A 16763-nucleotide genomic window follows, 5' to 3' on the forward strand; every position below is an offset into this window, starting at 1 on the left:
ATATATAGTCTATAGTGGATTATTAACATACTCCAAAAGGAGGAATAAACATGTCACAATTTCATGCAACAACAATTTTTGCAGTACAACACAATGGCGAATATGCAATGGCTGGAGATGGACAGGTTACATTTGGTGAATCGGTTGTCATGAAACATACTGCAAGAAAGGTAAGAAAGCTTGCAAATGGCAAAGTGATCGCCGGATTTGCAGGGTCTGTTGCCGACGCATTTACTTTATTCGAGAAGTTCGAAGGAAAGCTTGAAGAATATAACGGTAACTTGCAGAGAGCGGCTGTAGAGCTTGCTAAAGAGTGGAGAAGCGATAAGGTTCTTCGGAAACTAGAAGCGCTTTTAATTGTTATGAATAAAGACGGTTTATTACTCGTATCAGGAACAGGTGAAGTCATTGAACCTGACGATGGTGTACTAGCAATCGGTTCAGGTGGTAATTATGCATTAGCAGCAGGTCGATCTTTAAAGAGATTTGCAGGTGAACATTTAACAGCTCGGGAAATTGCAAAAGCTTCGCTTGAAATGGCTGCAGAAATTTGTGTATATACTAACCACAATATTATTGTGGAAGAACTGTAAAACAAAGGAGTGCTAAAATGGTTAAAATGACAAGTTTAACACCCCGTCAAATTGTCGAAAGACTTGACCAGTTCATAATCGGTCAAAAAAATGCCAAGAAAGCTGTAGCAGTTGCATTAAGAAATAGATATCGTAGAAGCCTACTGCATGAAGAGCTTCGTGATGAAGTAAGTCCTAAGAATATTTTAATGATTGGACCAACAGGAGTTGGTAAAACTGAGATTGCTAGAAGGATTGCGAAATTAGTTGGTGCTCCATTTGTTAAGGTAGAGGCAACGAAATTCACTGAAGTGGGTTATGTAGGTAGAGATGTAGAATCTATGGTTAGAGATTTAGTTGAGACATCTGTACGACTTGTGAAAGAAGAAAAGGTAGCAAGTGTGCAAGAAATAGCAGAGAAAAATGCTAATCGCCGCATTGTCGAATTGCTCGTACCTAGTAATAAAAAGTCCGCCAATTATAAGAACCCATTAGAAATGTTTTTTGGTGGTGGGAATGATCAACAAGAGAGCGATCATGAGCAACAAGATGATCAGTCAATTCAGCAAAAGCGTAAAGTAGTGAAAACAAAGCTTGAAAATTTAGAGCTAGAAGATGAAATAATCACTGTTGAAATAGAAGAACAGCAACCGTCTATGTTTGATATGCTCCAAGGTTCGGGTATGGAACAAATGGGGATGAATATGCAAGATGCACTTGGTGGATTAATGCCAAAGAAAAAGAAGAAGCGAAAACTTACAGTAAGCGAAGCTAGAAAAGTTTTAACGAACGAAGAAGCACAAAAGCTTATTGATATGGATGAAGTAGGTTCTGAAGCCATCTATAGAGCAGAGCAATCTGGTATGATCTTTATCGATGAAATTGATAAAATCGCAAGTAAAAACTCAGGTGGCTCCTCAGCAGATGTTTCTCGCGAGGGTGTGCAAAGAGATATTCTTCCTGTCGTTGAAGGATCAACTGTTGTAACGAAATATGGTACAGTAAAAACCGATCACGTCTTATTCGTTGCAGCTGGGGCATTCCATACCGCTAAACCGTCTGATTTAATACCTGAATTGCAAGGACGTTTCCCAATTAGAGTCGAATTGACAAAATTAACTGTGGATGATTTTGTGAAAATATTAGTTGAGCCTGATAATGCCTTGATCAAACAATATCAAGCTTTATTAGAAACAGAAGGTATACAAATTGAATTTTCTGACGATGCTATACGTAGGATTGCAGAATTTGCTTATGATGTAAATCAAAATACCGATAATATTGGAGCAAGACGATTGCAAACGATTATGGAAAAAATGCTTGAAGACCTTTCGTTTGAAGCGCCTGAGGTAACATTAGAGAAGATTGTGATTACGCCACAATATGTAGAAGAGAAGCTCGGGGAAATTTCTAAGAATAAAGATTTAAGTCAATTTATATTATAATCCTTATTTGATGAAATTTCATTGTACTCCTAATCAAGCAAATCTTAGCAAAAAAAAAAGTAACGAAACATTCAAGGGATTGAAATAATGTTCCAAAGTTATAGGAGGAAAAATCAATGAATTTATTAAAAAAATCAAGAACAATTAATGCAATGCTACAAAAGGCTGCAGGTAAGCCAGTTAACTTCAAAGAAATGGCAGAAACTTTAAGTGTTGTTATCGAAGCAAATATCTACGTAGTAAGCCGTAGAGGTAAACTATTAGGATATGCTGCGAATCAACAAATCGAAAATGAGCGAATGAAGAAAATGCTTGAAGATCGTCAGTTCCCAGAAGAGTACACTAAAAACTTATTTAACATTCAAGAGACATCATCTAATTTAGATGTGAATAGTGAATATACTGCATTCCCTATCGAAAATAAGGAGTTATTTGGCGCTGGCTTAACGACAATTGTTCCTATTATCGGTGGAGGAGAACGTTTAGGTACCCTCATTCTTGCAAGAGTGGAAGATGCCTTTGAAGATGATGATTTAGTTTTAGCTGAATATGGTGCTACAGTAGTAGGTATGGAAATTCTTCGTGAAAAAGCAGAAGAAATTGAAGAAGAAGCTAGAAGTAAAGCAGTTGTACAAATGGCGATTAGCTCTTTATCATACAGTGAGTTAGAAGCAATTGAGCATATCTTTGAAGAGTTAGACGGAAAAGAAGGTCTATTAGTTGCTTCAAAGATTGCCGATAGAGTAGGAATCACACGTTCTGTTATCGTTAATGCACTAAGAAAATTAGAAAGTGCTGGCGTAATTGAATCAAGATCATTAGGGATGAAAGGTACTTATATTAAAGTATTGAACGATAAATTCCTTTTCGAATTAGAAAAATTAAAATCTAACTAAGAAGTAAAATAAAAAAAGTTTAAAAATAACACGGAGACGCAGTGATGCGTTACCGTGTTATTTTTATGGTGTCAAATTTTTCTGTGTTACAACTTTATTACGAACGAAATAATAAAGTAATAACGAATAAAGTAGAACTTTAAACCTATTTTTAATAAACATAATCATTATAGTTCTTTATACCTATTAAATAATATATTCGAACGCTTGATTCAACTGATAATGAATAGCGTTTTAAAAAAAACGGAAAAATGAAGCGTATTTTTACCTAGGAAGAAAAATGTCGAAAATAGGACAAAAGAATTACCAAAAAACCCTTCTAGGTCATAGACTTATTATTTCATATTCTTTACAATGATGATAGATGAATTTATTAGTAAGTGCTAATTGGGGAGAATTTTGGAAAAAACGAGGTGAAGTTTGTGAAAGTCTTCTCACAATCCATGTCGATTATTGAAAACGCAATTCAACAAACATCGACAAAACAAAAGGTGATCTCGCAAAATATCGCGAATGTTGACACCCCAGGATATAAAGCGAAGGATGTAAGCTTCAAATCTGCTTTTGATTCCGCATTATCTAACATGAATACATATAAAACGGATGAAAGGCATTTTGATTTGACGCCATCTAATTTAAATACCACAGTCTTAACGAAGAAAAATGTAACATATAACGAAAGTGGTAACAGCGTAGATATGGATCAAGAAATGTCAGAGCTTGCAGCAAACCAAATTCAATATAACGCATTGGTTGATCGCATGAGTAGTAAGTTTAATGGACTTGAAAACGTAATTAAGGGAGGTAGATAATTGATGACTATCTTTCATAGTTTGGATACAACAGCTTCCGCACTGACAGCGCAAAGGTTAAGGATGGATGTCATCTCTTCAAATATGGCGAATGCTGATTCTACTCGCAGCGTGACTGGGGAAGACCCTTATAGGAGAAAATCCGTCGTGCTTCAAGCGAAAGATAACGGCTTTTCAACATTTTTACAAACCGCAATAAATGAAAAAAGTCAAACAGGTAATGGTGTAAAGGTAACGAGAATTGTTGAAGATGAAACACCTTTTGAACTCGTCTATAATCCATCTCATGCTGATGCTAACGCAGAAGGGTATGTAGAAATGCCAAATGTGGATCCATTAAGAGAAATGGTAGATTTGATGAGTGCAACACGTTCATATGAAGCAAACGTCACTGTATTTAATGCGAATAAGAATATGCTCTTGAAGGCATTGGAAATAGGTAAATAAGAAGGAGACTAAGAGATGAATATTAATAGCTTCTCTCCCGTCGTACATACAAATAGTCCGAATAATGCTCAAAATGTAAAAGAGATTACACCGAGTGATGCACATAATAGCTTTGCTTCGGCTTTGAAAAATGCAATTGGTAGTGTAAATGAAAGGCAAATAGCATCGGATGAAATGACGACAAAGCTTGCTACGGGGCAGGATGTTGATCTCCACGACGTAATGATCACCGCTCAAAAAGCGAGTGTATCCATGTCTTTAACACTAGAAGTGCGTAACAAGGCAGTCGAAGCATATCAAGAGATGATGAGAATGCAAGTGTAAATCATGCATTCTCGTCTAATGAATAACCAAGGACCATCGGGGGATTTTTAGATGAAAGATTCTTTGCAAGCATATGGTACAAAGGTGAGAACGTTCTGGGATGCGAAAACAAAGGGGCAAAAGGCTTTAATAATCGGTGCTCCGTTATTATTAATCATTGGTATTAGTATCATTGTTTTTCTTTCGACCAGAACCACCTTAGTCCCACTATATAGTAACCTGACACCCTCAGAAACAGGCAGTATAAAGGAAAATTTAGATGCTAAGGGGATTAAGTCAGAAATCGTTGAAGGTGGTACAGCTATTAAAGTACCAGAAGAACAAGTAGATAGCCTCATGGTAGAGCTAGCTGCAGAAGGAATCCCAGATAGCGGTAATATTGATTACTCATTTTTTAGTCAAAATGCTGGAATCGGGATGACGGAAAATGAATTTGACGTGATGAAACTAGATGCGATGCAGTCTGAATTAGCAGAGTTAATGAAAGGTATTGATGGTATTAACAACGCTAAAGTCATGATAAACATGCCTGAATCTGGTGTGTTTTTAAATGAAACAGAGGAACAAGCATCGGCGTCTATCGTTTTAAACACGGATCCAGGTTATAAATTTGAAAATCAACAAATCCAAGCACTCTATCATTTAGTGTCTAAAAGTGTACCTAATTTACCTACTGATAATATCGTCATAACTAATCAAAACTTTGAGTACTTTGATTTGAAAAACAGTGAAGAATTTTCGACAGGCAATCAATTTGCTGTACAACATGAAATAAAAAAAGAAATCGAAAAGGATATCCAACGTCAAGTGCAAACGATGCTAGCTACATTAATGGGTCAAGAAAAAGTAGTGGTGTCTGTTACAGCAGATGTCGATTTCACACAAGAGAATAGAGAAGAAAATCTTGTCGAACCAGTAGATGAAGAGAATATGGAAGGAATAGCCATTAGTGCACAAAAGCTAACAGAAACCTTTACAGGGAATGGAGATACAGAAGGAGGTATCCCGCAAAGTGAAGATGGTGCGGATGCACTCGGCTCTTCTTATGTTGAAGGTTCAAATAGCAACGGCGATTATGAAAAAATAGAAGAAACAATTAATAATGAAGTAAACAGAATAAGAAAAGAAATTGTTGAAAGCCCATATAAAGTAAGGGATTTGGGCATTCAAGTAATGGTGGAACCACCTGATGCTAATAATCCAAATTCATTGCCACAAGATCGGATTAATGATATAACGCAAATCTTATCAACCATTATCCGTACATCCATCGATAAAGACACATTGGATGAAACGTTAACCGATGAAGAGCTACAAAATAAAATAGCTGTCTCCGTTCAAGAGTTCAATGGAAAAGTTGAGTTTCCAAATGAAGAAACAGGAACGATTCCTTGGTGGATATATTTGGTTGTAGGGTTACTATTATTGGTAATTATATTATTACTATGGTTATTCTTACGTAATAAAAAAGAGAAAGAAGAAGATATTGTAGAGTATGAAGTGGAAGAGCAATTAAATGATTCTATTCCTGATGTACATCAGGAAAAGGAAACAGAGGCAAGCATCCGAATCAAGCAATTAGAGAAGCTAGCTAAAGAGAAACCGGAAGACTTTGCCAAGCTCCTAAGAACATGGATTACGGAAGATTAGGAGGCCAGTCAAGCGTGAAAAGGGAGAAGAAAAATCTTTCAGGACGGCAAAAAGCAGCCATTTTATTAATATCTTTAGGTCCAGATATTGCTTCTAATGTGTATAAGCATTTAAGTGAAGAAGAAATTGAAAAGTTGACTTTAGAAATATCCGGTGTAAGAAAAGTAGACACTGAGGCAAAAGAAGAAGTGCTAGATGAATTTCATCAAATCGCTCTTGCTCAAGATTACATTGCGCAAGGGGGTATCGGATACGCGAAGACTGTGCTCGAAAAGGCATTAGGAAACGAGCAAGCAACAGCGATAATAAATCGTTTAACTTCCTCGCTTCAAGTGAGACCATTCGATTTTGCCAGAAAAGCTGACCCAACACAAATATTGAATTTTATTCAGAATGAACATCCGCAAACCATTGCGTTAATTCTTTCCTATTTAGAACCACAGCAGGCTGGTCAAATACTGTCGGAATTACCTCAAAATACGCAAGCGGATATTGCTAGAAGAATCGCAGTAATGGATGGCACTTCTCCTGAAATTATTAATGAGGTCGAACAAATTTTAGAAAGAAAGCTGTCCGCTACTGTTACACAAGATTATACGCAAACTGGTGGAGTCGAGTCTGTAGTAGAAGTGCTCAATGGCGTGGATCGTTCAACTGAACGTACGATTCTTGATGCATTAGAAATTCAAGATCCAGATTTAGCTGAAGAAATAAAGAAAAGAATGTTTGTGTTTGAGGATATTGTTACGCTTGATAATAAAGCCATTCAACGAGTGATAAGAGATTGTGCAAGTGAAGATCTCATGCTTTCTTTGAAAGTGTCTAGTGAAGAAGTAAAAGAGATTATTTATAAAAATATGTCACAGCGTACTGTAGATACATTTAAAGAGGAAATGGAATTTTTAGGACCAGTTCGACTTCGAGAAGTCGAAGAAGCACAATCAAGAATTGTCGCAATTGTACGCAGACTGGAAGAAGCTGGGGAAATCATCGTCGCTAGAGGCGGAGGGGATGATATTATTGTCTAGGTTATTTAAACATTCTACTCACGATTACTTAAGCGAAGAGGAGCAAATAACAATCTCTATTCGGCCGATGTTTAAACAATCAGAGGATCATCCATCACAGCAGATGTCTGCCTATTATGACCAGGTGATTAATGAAGCAGAGAAGAGAGCGGAAGAAATTATCCAATCGGCAAATCAGCATGCTGATCGCATATATCAAACAGTTCAAGAAGAAAAGGAAAAGGCAAAAGAAGAACAAGAATTGGTACGTAAAGAGGCATATGAGGAAGGTTACCTCACCGGGATGAGTAAAGGTAAAGAAGATGGATTTAACTCATATACCTCTAGATTAGCAGAAGTAAAAGAGATAATTAATGCAGCAAAAACTGATTATGAAGAAACTATTCAGTCAGCGGACCGAACGATATTAACGATTAGTATGAATGTAGCAGAAAAAATCATTGCCACGGAATTAACTCATCATTCGGAGCACTATCAATCTTATGTAAAAAACGCATTAAGAGAAGCAAAGCATTACAAAAACATTAAACTTATTGTTCATCCTGATAAATATCTAGAGTTATTAAGCTATAAGGATGAACTTAAGGCAATGTTACCTGTTGAAGCTGGCCTGTATATCCTTCCCGATGAAGAACTTTCTGTAGTAGATTGTGTAATTGATTCAGATAATGGTCGAATTGATGCCACATGTAAAAGTCAAATAGACGAGATCAAAGAAAGACTATCAGAATGGTTGGAGACCCATCATGAACTTGGATAAGTTATTAGAGGAAATTCATGATACAGATAGTTTCAAAAAATACGGGAGGGTCAAGAGAGTTGTTGGCCTAATGATTGAATCTCAAGGGCCGGTTAGTTCCATTGGTGATGTTTGCTATATTCATGTGCAAGGTAAGAAGAGTAGGAAGATACGTGCAGAAGTGGTCGGATTTAAAGATGAGAATATTATTCTTATGCCATATACAACAGTTACTGATATATCACCTGGTAGTTTAGTAGAAACAACAGGAAAACCGTTAGAAATTAAAGTTGGGACTTCTCTTGTAGGGAATGTCCTTGATTCCTTGGGACAACCATTAGACGGGTCTCTACTTCCAAAAGGATTAAGAGAGGTGCCAACAGAACAAGAGCCACCAAATCCTCTCTTGCGACCACCCATTAGCGAACCAATTGAAGTAGGCGTTCGGTTGATTGATAGTTTACTAACAGTTGGTAACGGCCAAAGAGTGGGCATTTTTGCAGGTAGTGGTGTTGGTAAAAGCACTCTACTCGGCATGATTGCCAGAAATACAAAAGCAGACATTAATGTCATCGCTTTAATTGGTGAAAGAGGAAGAGAAGTCCGTGAGTTTATCGAGAGAGATCTTGGTCCTGAAGGATTAAAACGTTCAATTGTCATTGTAGCTACCTCGGATCAACCGCCATTAATGAGAATAAAAGGTGCCTATACAGCGACAGCCATTGCAGAGTATTTTCGTAGCAAAGGCATGAAGGTTATGATGCTAATGGATTCTGTTACTCGGGTAGCAATGGCACAACGGGAGATAGGTTTAGCAATTGGCGAACCTCCGACAACAAAAGGCTATACGCCATCAGTTTTTTCTGTTTTACCTAAGCTGTTAGAGAGAACTGGCACCTCCATAGAGGGCTCTATCACTGCCTTTTATACAGTGCTTGTTGATGGTGATGATATGAATGAACCAATTGCTGATACTGTGAGAGGTATATTGGATGGTCATTATGTGTTAGATAGAGAACTCGCTAATAAAGGACAATATCCTGCTGTAGATGTACTCAAAAGTATCAGTCGTGTAATGAATCAAATTAGTAGTAAGAGGCATATAAAAGCAGCTGAGAGCTTAAGAGAATCACTTAGTACTTATAGGCAATCAGAGGATTTAATTAATATCGGTGCATATAAGAAAGGGTCATCACAAGAAATAGATCGAGCGATTGCTTTATATCCACAAATTTTAAATTTTCTTAAACAACAAACGGATGAAAAAGTGACGATTGATGATGGAATTGAACAACTATTTGCGCTAGTTGGAGAAGGAGCACAGTAACAAATGTCTTTTAAATATAAGTTTGAGAAAATTATGCATGTAAAAGAACGTGAAAAAGATGAAGCTTTGGATATTTATAATCAAGCGACGAGACGTTTTGAAGAAGCTGCGACCAAACTATATGAATTGCTAAAGAAAAAAGAAGATCTAGATAGATTGCAATCTGAAAGACTAGTTAGTGGTTTACAAGTAGTGGAAATGCGTTATCAGCAACAGTTTATTTCGAATTTAGAAAAGACAATTAGTCATTATCAAAAAAGAGTAATGAATGCTCGTACACAAATGTATTATTATCGAGAAAAGCTTGCAGAAAAAATGACAGAGTACAAGAAATATGAAGTCATTAAAGATAAGAAGAAGATGCAATACGTATCAGAAATGAAGAGATTAGAAAATATTGAAATGGATGATATTTCAATCCAGCAATTTATCCATAAAGAACTTTAGGTGATAAGATGGAAAGTCACAAAGAGAAAAGGTCTAGACCGGTCATTAAGATATTTATGATCATTGCCACCACTTTAATTGGACTTATCGCAATTGGATTATTAATCCTAACTGTAAGTGGATATAACATCTTTGAAGTGGCGAAAAAGTATGGTCAAAATGTTCCTGTTCTATCTACCCTTTTTGAAGAAGATCAAACAGAAATGATGCAAACAATGGAAAATAGACTGATCGAACTAGAGGCAGAGGTCAATGACCGTGAGGCAAGAATTGAGCAACTGCAAAATCAAGTAGAAAGTAAAGACAATGAATTAAATAAAGCAAGCCAAGAAAAAACACGATTAGAAAATAGAGTAGACGAATTAGTTTTAATGAAAGAAGAGAATAAGCGGGCTTTTAGTGACATTATTAAAACTTATGAAGAAATGGCTGCTAAAAAAGCTGCGCCTATTTTATCTAATATGAATGAAGAAGAAGCGGTGCGAATCCTGGCAGAGGTAAAACCTGAAGTACTTGCTGATATACTGGCAAAAATGGAACCAACAAAAGCTGCTTCATTTACAAGCCTGGTAACAGCGTCTGTAGAAAATACTTCTACCACAGATGACGATGAGAAAGCCGCTGAATAAAGAGGGAGATGTTTCATGGAACTCATGTCACTGTTACCTATAAATAATAACCATCAATCTACTAAAGAAGTATCAGCTAATGAGAAGGTGGGGAAAGGCGATTTCGCTCAATTTTTAGGGAGTGTTCTGTCAACTGTGGAAACGGTCAGTTCGAATAGCGACGTCACGAAAGATGCAGTTACAAAGCAAGATGATTTGCTTTCTCTTCTCGGAGTATTAGAGTGGGAAGATTTGCCGGAAGAATGGCAATCGTTTATGTATATCGACTTACGAGATGAACCGCTAGTTGTAGAAAAGGCTAGTCAGTTATTAAACATTGAAGAAGAAGAGATGGAATTGATTTTTACTCATATCCAGTCATTGTTGAAAAATCAAGATGATATTTCTATAGATCTTCAAACGGCAGAAGCTAGAGAGAATTTTCTTTCAAAGTTAGTTTCAGTAGTGGAAGGTGGGCGTGCGCAAACACAAACACAAACAACTGACCTTATCACTCAGAACAAAGCCGTCTTCCAAACAATAAAGCTTGTGCAAATGATGAATCAACAAACGGAACCATCACCATTTAATCAACAACAATTAGCTGGACTCGTAAAAGACATCGTGAAAATACTAGAAAACGAAGCAGTTGTACCGATACCTCAATCCATTTCTTTAAAAGCCCGAGAGACACAACTTCGAACACAACAGTTGGTCAATCATTCACCACTAAGCATGACGTTAATAAATAGTGAGCAGAAGCAAATGGAAACAGAAGTGGAAATACTTTCAACAATTAGTAAAGGAATAGAGGATCAAAATCCGGATATAAAGACTGTGCAAGTTCCTACAAATCCGGTTGCAATCTCTAAGAACGATACTTTGCAATTACATATTCTACAAAATGGTAAACCAATTCCGGCAGAACAATTAGTAAAACAGTTTGAGAATACCTTATCCCGTGCCAAATTTACGACTGTTAATGGGATACAAAAACTGAGCATACAACTCACACCAGAACATTTAGGCACATTGAAGATAGAAATTGTCCAAAAAGATCAAGTGATGATTGCTAGAATTATTGCAAGTACACAGGCAGCCAAAGATGCATTTGAATCTAGCGCACAAACTCTCAGACAAGCATTTCATTCACAAAATATCAATGTCGATAAGATCGAAATTTATCAAACCTCCTTAGAACAAAAGCATGCAGAGGAATCGTTCAGTCAAAGAGAGAAGAATCAACCAAATCAAGATGGTGATGGTCATAACCGAAGAGAAGAACAAGAGGATAAAGCAACCTCTTTCTTCGATGAATTAGAAGCAGAATTATTAAATCTAAAGGTTTAGGTGGTAAGTTATATGACAAACAGTATTGATTCTTCTTTATTGCTATCACAATCACAAGCAGCCAATACCAATAATAGCAATACATTAGGCAAAGATGACTTCTTAAAATTATTAATGGTTCAACTTCAAAATCAAGACCCAACAAGCCCGATGGATGATAAAGAATTTATATCACAAATGGCTCAGTTTTCTTCTTTAGAACAAATGACTAATTTGACAACAAGTATGGAAGAAATGATCAACATTCAAGAGCAGAACCAATTACTATCTTATTCTCAATTTGTAGGTAAAGAGATTACTTGGCATAAATTAAATACTAATGAGGCTAATGTGGAAGTTGAGCAAGGAACTGGAAAAGTTGCTTCCATACAGTTCAAAGATTCTACTGTCACATTTATTCTTGAAGATGGAACCGAGTTATCACCAAGTAATATTTCTGAACTAAATCAGCCAACGATTGATGAGAATACATTAGTTCAATCTAGTTTATTAATCGGAAAAGAAATTACTTATCAGGATGATCAAGGGGAAAATCAAATAGCTAAAGTGGAGTCAGTGTCCTTTAAAGATGGACAAACATATTTTCATATTTCAGGTTCTGAAAAATTAATTACCCCACAGCAAATTATGAAAATTGAATAAAAGCGAAATGATATATTTGATGATTTAAAGGAGGAAATGCAATGCTACGCTCAATGTATTCAGGGATCAGTGGAATGAAGAATTTTCAAACAAAATTAGATGTAATTGGTAATAATATCGCCAATGTTAATACAGCTGGTTTTAAGAAGAGTAGAGTCACATTTAAAGATGCAATGAATCAAATGGTGGCTGGTCCATCCTCACCGACAGAATTACGTGGTGGGCGAAATGCAACACAAGTTGGCCTAGGGTCTACTTTGGCTACGATCGATGTTATTCACTCTGGATCGAGTATGCAAACGACCGGTAGAGCATTGGATTTGGGCATTGAAGGAGATGGTTACTTTATCGTTCAGCAAGGTGGGGCCCAGTATTATACGCGTGCAGGTAATTTTTATTTGGATGATGATGGCAGTCTAGTGAATAGTGAGGGGTTAAAAGTACAGGCATATAATAGCAACGGTGTATTAGGTGATGTGGTTGTAAATGTGAATGCCACCCTTCCTGCAGTGACAACAGAATCAATCACAGTTCAAGGAAATCTAGCAAAAGATGCGAATATTGGAACGGTATTTAATCAACAAATAAAAACAATTGATAGCAATGGTAATGCCCATGCGTCAACTGTTTACTTTAAAAAGATGGGCGACAATAGCTGGGGTGTCTTTTTTAATGAAGAGCCAAAACCATCTTCTGTTGGTACGATCACAAATCCAGATGAAGACGCTGGAAATATTAGTGTGAAAAATCCAGAAGGTTACAAGGGGACACAAACAGGAGATTGGGAAGTTGAGTTAAAAGATGATGTATATACGATTTCAACACCTGATGGTGATGTAACTGTAAATGCGTCTCAAGTTAAGAATGGCGTCTTATCCGCCCATGGCTTACAAATTGATGTATCAAATGTGAAAGAAGATGGTACTTGGACGTTTAATGTTACGGCACCAACCCAACCTGAGGATAATCTTACATTAAGCTTTGATGCCAATGGACAAATCGTAGGTGCTGATGCGTTAAAAGAAGGTATTAGAATACCAGTTCCTTCAGGTGTAACAGATAATATGGCAACGGATGAAGATGAAAGTCAATTATTAGTTAATCTTGATTTTTCTGCACTTACACAAGTAGAAGGAGCATCGAATGCCAATGTATTTCCTGATGGTTATACGGAAGGGAAACTGGAAAGCTTCAATATTGGTGCATCTGGTGAAATTAATGGTGTCTATTCAAATGGTCTTATCGATATTCTTGGAACGATCGCTTTAGCCAAATTTAGCAATAGCTCAGGGTTAACAAAAGCTGGTAATAACCTTTATCAAGCTTCTGCCAACTCAGGTGTGGCTAATATTGGTATGGCAGGTGACGGAAGAGGGAGCTTAGCAGCAGGATCACTTGAAATGTCTAATGTTGATTTATCAGAAGAATTTACTGAAATGATTACTGCCCAAAGAGGCTTCCAAGCAAATACAAGAATTATTACGACGTCTGATGAGATTCTTCAAGAACTAGTTAACTTGAAACGTTAAAAAGGGAGGTTTAGGCAAGCTTTGGTTTGCCTATTACAATAAATTGATAAAATTATCGAGATTAAATGGTCAATCGTTTAGGTTAAATGCGTTTTATATCGAAACAGTCGAATCATTTCCTGATACAACAATCACACTTACCAATGGTAAAAAGTATGTTGTGAAGGAAAATGAATTAGAAGTAGTGGAAAGTATTCAGCAGTTCTACCAGGCTGTTGGTATGATTAAAGCTCATTCTATGTGGGAGGAGAACGGTGAAGATGAATAAAAAATGGCTCATCGTTGGAATTCTGTCATTGTTACTAGTAATTAGTGGTTCGTTATTTTACTTTACGGATGTATTTGCGAAGGATGCAAACGAGTCTTCTATTGATGATATTCTTGAACGCACTGTCTCTATTGACCAGATTACGACAAATCTAGCAAGTGACGATTATATACGGATATCTTTTACTATCCAAGTGGAGAGTAAAAAGGCGAAAGAAGAGTTAGAGAAAAGAGATTTCCAAGTGAAGAACTTAATGATCCAAGAGTTATCAGAAATGCAAGCAGATGATTTAAGAGGTAAAGATGGTCAACTATTATTACAGAAAAATTTAACAAAAAAAATAAATGACCTGATGGAATCGGGCAAAATTGAAAAAATCTATATAACTGAATCAATCCTCCAATAACATAATTGCTGACAGATTACTCATCTTTTAAAAATAAGAGTTTAATTCAAAGATATGGAGGTGACTTTTTTGCCAGGAGAAGTTTTATCGCAAAGTGAAATAGATGCGCTTCTATCAGCCCTTTCAACTGGAGAGATGGACGCTGATCAACTGAAAAAGGAACAGAGTGAGCGCAAAATTAAAACATATGATTTTAAACGTGCTCTTAGGTTCTCTAAAGATCAAATTAGAAGCATAACAAGGATTCATGAAAATTTTGCTCGGTTATTAACAACGTACTTTTCAGCACAATTAAGAACTTATGCGCAAATTTCGGTGACATCTACTGATCAAATTCCGTATGAAGAGTTTATTAGTTCAGTTCCTAAAATGACAATCCTTAATGTTTTCGATGTTCCACCACTTGATGGAAAAATATTGATCGAAGTAAATCCCAATATCGCATACGCATTAATGGATCGCATGATGGGTGGCAAAGGATCTAGCTTAAATAAAGTAGAAAACCTAACAGAGATAGAAACAAAGATTATGTCTAATACGTTTTCGAAAGCTTTTCTTCTCTTGAAAGAGGCTTGGAGCAATGTAATAGACATCGAGCCAAGTTATGCAGATTTTGAAGTCAATCCCCAATTCTTGCAGATGGTTTCACCTAATGAAACAGTTGTCGTAATATCTCTCACTGCCACAATAGGCGAGGCAAGTGGAATGATCAACATTTGTATCCCGCATGTGGCATTAGAAGCCATTATGCCAAAGTTATCAGTAAGATATTGGATTGAATCAGATGTAAAGAACAGAGAGCCTGAAGAGATAGAACGATTAACAAAAAATATTGAGATGGCCAATATTCCCGTTGTATGTGAATTAGGATCGACGGATATTAGTATTGAAGATTTCTTAGATTTAACAATTGGTGATGTGATTGAATTGGATCAAGGCATTCACGAACCGATGCAGATTAAAGTTGGCGAAATTCAAAAATTCACAGGACAACCTGGGAAAGTCCATAAAAAAATGGCTGTACAAATTTTGGATTTTGTGAAAGGAGAAGAAGAAAATGAGTAATGATATGCTTTCACAAGATGAAATTGATGCATTGTTAAAAGGAACGGGAGACGAGAACGAAACATTTTTTCGTTCTGCTCCAGAAGAGCAAGACAAAGGGCAAGAACTAACGCTTATTGAACAAGATGCTCTTGGAGAAATAGGTAATATTTCATTTGGTAGTTCGACGACAGCTTTGTCTACATTATTAAATCAGAAGGTAGAAATAACGACTCCTTCTGTTTCTGTTATCGAATATGATAAATTAATTGAAGAATTCCCCCATCCTTATGTTGCCATTAAGGTGAATTATACAGAAGGGTTCAAGGGAACGAATATTCTTGTTATTAATCAACATGATGCATCGATCATTGCCGATTTGATGCTTGGTGGCGATGGAAGTCAACCATCACCAGACATGGGAGATATTCATTTAAGTGCGGTGCAAGAAGCAATGAATCAAATGATGGGCTCAGCTGCTACTTCAATGTCCACTATTTTTGCGAAAAGGGTGGATATATCTCCTCCGACAATTGATATACTGAATTTATCGACAGGTGAAGGGACAGAAACGATCCCTAGGGAAGATCCTCTAGTGAAAATCTCTTTTCGCATCATCATTGGTCAATTAATTGATTCTCATATTATGCAAGTATTACCTTATCACTTTGCCAAAAGCTTAGTGAAAGAGTTATTACAAACAACAGCTGAAGAACAAAGTGACAAGGAAATGGAACAACAAAAAGTAAGTGATGTACAACCGCAAGAGATTGCACAGATGGAAGAGACAAGCTCATCTTTATCAATGAGTGATATGCCTCATAGCTCTACTGAAAATGTTGATACATATAGTCAGCCTAATTATTATCAACCACCAACTGAGCCAATGCAAAAACAAGCGGTACAGGCGCAGATTCAGCCGGCCAACTTTTTAGAGTTTGGTTCGCAACAACCAGCTGAAAAGCAAACGAATAATTTGGATATGCTCTTAGATATACCATTGCAGCTAACAGTCGAATTAGGACGTACCAAAAGATCTGTAAGAGAAATTTTAGATATGACGCAAGGGTCAATTATTGAATTAGATAAATTGGCAGGCGAACCAGTAGATATTTTAATAAATAGTAGATTAATAGCAAAAGGTGAAGTGGTTGTAATAGATGAAAACTTCGGTGTAAGGGTCACTTCAATAATCAGTCAACAAGATCGTCTTAAAAAGTTAAGGTAAC

Annotated in this window: 19 protein-coding genes; all 19 read left to right on the plus strand. The window is 36.6% G+C overall.

Features of this window, described 5'->3' with window-relative positions:
- The first annotated feature begins 50 nt into the window (after positions 1–50).
- The 19 genes from hslV (at position 51) to fliY (ending at position 16762) form a co-directional block, all read left to right on the plus strand.
- A complete protein-coding gene (hslV, locus tag MKX83_RS10510; protein ID WP_095369538.1) occupies positions 51–593 on the plus strand; it encodes an ATP-dependent protease subunit HslV in 543 nt (180 codons plus the stop codon).
- Between the two features lie 26 nt (positions 594–619).
- The gene (gene hslU / locus MKX83_RS10515) at positions 620–2017 is read left to right on the plus strand and encodes an HslU--HslV peptidase ATPase subunit (RefSeq protein ID WP_373370913.1); all 1398 of its coding nucleotides are present in this window, start codon (positions 620–622) and stop codon (positions 2015–2017) included.
- A 116-nt stretch (positions 2018–2133) separates the two neighbouring features.
- On the plus strand, positions 2134–2913 hold the full coding sequence (codY, locus tag MKX83_RS10520) for a GTP-sensing pleiotropic transcriptional regulator CodY (RefSeq protein ID WP_095369536.1): 780 nt from the start codon (positions 2134–2136) through the stop codon (positions 2911–2913).
- Positions 2914–3335: 422 nt separating this feature from the next.
- Positions 3336–3725 (plus strand): flagellar basal body rod protein FlgB, encoded by a 390-nt coding sequence (flgB, locus tag MKX83_RS10525; RefSeq protein WP_095369535.1) that lies wholly within the window; start codon positions 3336–3338, stop codon positions 3723–3725.
- Between the two features lie 3 nt (positions 3726–3728).
- On the plus strand, positions 3729–4172 hold the full coding sequence (gene flgC, locus MKX83_RS10530; protein ID WP_341055276.1) for a flagellar basal body rod protein FlgC: 444 nt from the start codon (positions 3729–3731) through the stop codon (positions 4170–4172).
- Positions 4173–4187: 15 nt separating this feature from the next.
- The gene (gene fliE, locus MKX83_RS10535; RefSeq protein ID WP_095369534.1) at positions 4188–4496 is read left to right on the plus strand and encodes a flagellar hook-basal body complex protein FliE; all 309 of its coding nucleotides are present in this window, start codon (positions 4188–4190) and stop codon (positions 4494–4496) included.
- Between the two features lie 51 nt (positions 4497–4547).
- The gene (gene fliF, locus MKX83_RS10540) at positions 4548–6146 is read left to right on the plus strand and encodes a flagellar basal-body MS-ring/collar protein FliF (protein ID WP_307314433.1); all 1599 of its coding nucleotides are present in this window, start codon (positions 4548–4550) and stop codon (positions 6144–6146) included.
- Positions 6128–7174, plus strand: coding sequence for a flagellar motor switch protein FliG (gene fliG / locus MKX83_RS10545; protein WP_095369532.1), 1047 nt, complete (start codon positions 6128–6130; stop codon positions 7172–7174). The genes fliF and fliG overlap by 19 nt, the downstream gene beginning before the upstream one ends.
- Entirely contained in the window at positions 7167–7934 is a 768-nt protein-coding gene (gene fliH / locus MKX83_RS10550; RefSeq protein ID WP_322909229.1) for a flagellar assembly protein FliH, read from the plus strand. The genes fliG and fliH overlap by 8 nt, the downstream gene beginning before the upstream one ends.
- Positions 7921–9240, plus strand: coding sequence for a flagellar protein export ATPase FliI (gene fliI, locus MKX83_RS10555; protein ID WP_095369530.1), 1320 nt, complete (start codon positions 7921–7923; stop codon positions 9238–9240). The genes fliH and fliI overlap by 14 nt, the downstream gene beginning before the upstream one ends.
- A gap of 3 nt (positions 9241–9243) precedes the next feature.
- Complete coding sequence (fliJ, locus tag MKX83_RS10560) at positions 9244–9687, plus strand: flagellar export protein FliJ (protein ID WP_341055279.1); 444 nt, start codon at positions 9244–9246, stop codon at positions 9685–9687.
- Positions 9688–9695: 8 nt separating this feature from the next.
- Positions 9696–10316, plus strand: coding sequence for a MotE family protein (locus tag MKX83_RS10565; RefSeq protein WP_095369528.1), 621 nt, complete (start codon positions 9696–9698; stop codon positions 10314–10316).
- A gap of 15 nt (positions 10317–10331) precedes the next feature.
- Positions 10332–11645, plus strand: coding sequence for a flagellar hook-length control protein FliK (locus MKX83_RS10570; RefSeq protein ID WP_340974548.1), 1314 nt, complete (start codon positions 10332–10334; stop codon positions 11643–11645).
- A gap of 12 nt (positions 11646–11657) precedes the next feature.
- The gene (flgD, locus tag MKX83_RS10575; protein WP_095369526.1) at positions 11658–12287 is read left to right on the plus strand and encodes a flagellar hook assembly protein FlgD; all 630 of its coding nucleotides are present in this window, start codon (positions 11658–11660) and stop codon (positions 12285–12287) included.
- Positions 12288–12328: 41 nt separating this feature from the next.
- The gene (locus MKX83_RS10580) at positions 12329–13816 is read left to right on the plus strand and encodes a flagellar hook protein FlgE (protein ID WP_416337081.1); all 1488 of its coding nucleotides are present in this window, start codon (positions 12329–12331) and stop codon (positions 13814–13816) included.
- A 43-nt stretch (positions 13817–13859) separates the two neighbouring features.
- The gene (locus MKX83_RS10585) at positions 13860–14084 is read left to right on the plus strand and encodes a flagellar FlbD family protein (protein ID WP_095369524.1); all 225 of its coding nucleotides are present in this window, start codon (positions 13860–13862) and stop codon (positions 14082–14084) included.
- Entirely contained in the window at positions 14077–14490 is a 414-nt protein-coding gene (gene fliL, locus MKX83_RS10590) for a flagellar basal body-associated protein FliL (RefSeq protein ID WP_095369523.1), read from the plus strand. Before MKX83_RS10585 ends, fliL begins: the two co-directional genes overlap by 8 nt.
- 69 nt (positions 14491–14559) lie before the next feature.
- Complete coding sequence (gene fliM, locus MKX83_RS10595) at positions 14560–15555, plus strand: flagellar motor switch protein FliM (protein ID WP_341055281.1); 996 nt, start codon at positions 14560–14562, stop codon at positions 15553–15555.
- Complete coding sequence (gene fliY / locus MKX83_RS10600) at positions 15548–16762, plus strand: flagellar motor switch phosphatase FliY (protein ID WP_322909232.1); 1215 nt, start codon at positions 15548–15550, stop codon at positions 16760–16762. The genes fliM and fliY overlap by 8 nt, the downstream gene beginning before the upstream one ends.
- The last annotated feature ends 1 nt before the right edge of the window (position 16763 follow it).

The sequence above is a fragment of the Cytobacillus sp. FSL M8-0252 genome (assembly GCF_038007345.1).
GTDB lineage: Bacteria > Bacillota > Bacilli > Bacillales > Cytobacillaceae > Cytobacillus > Cytobacillus kochii.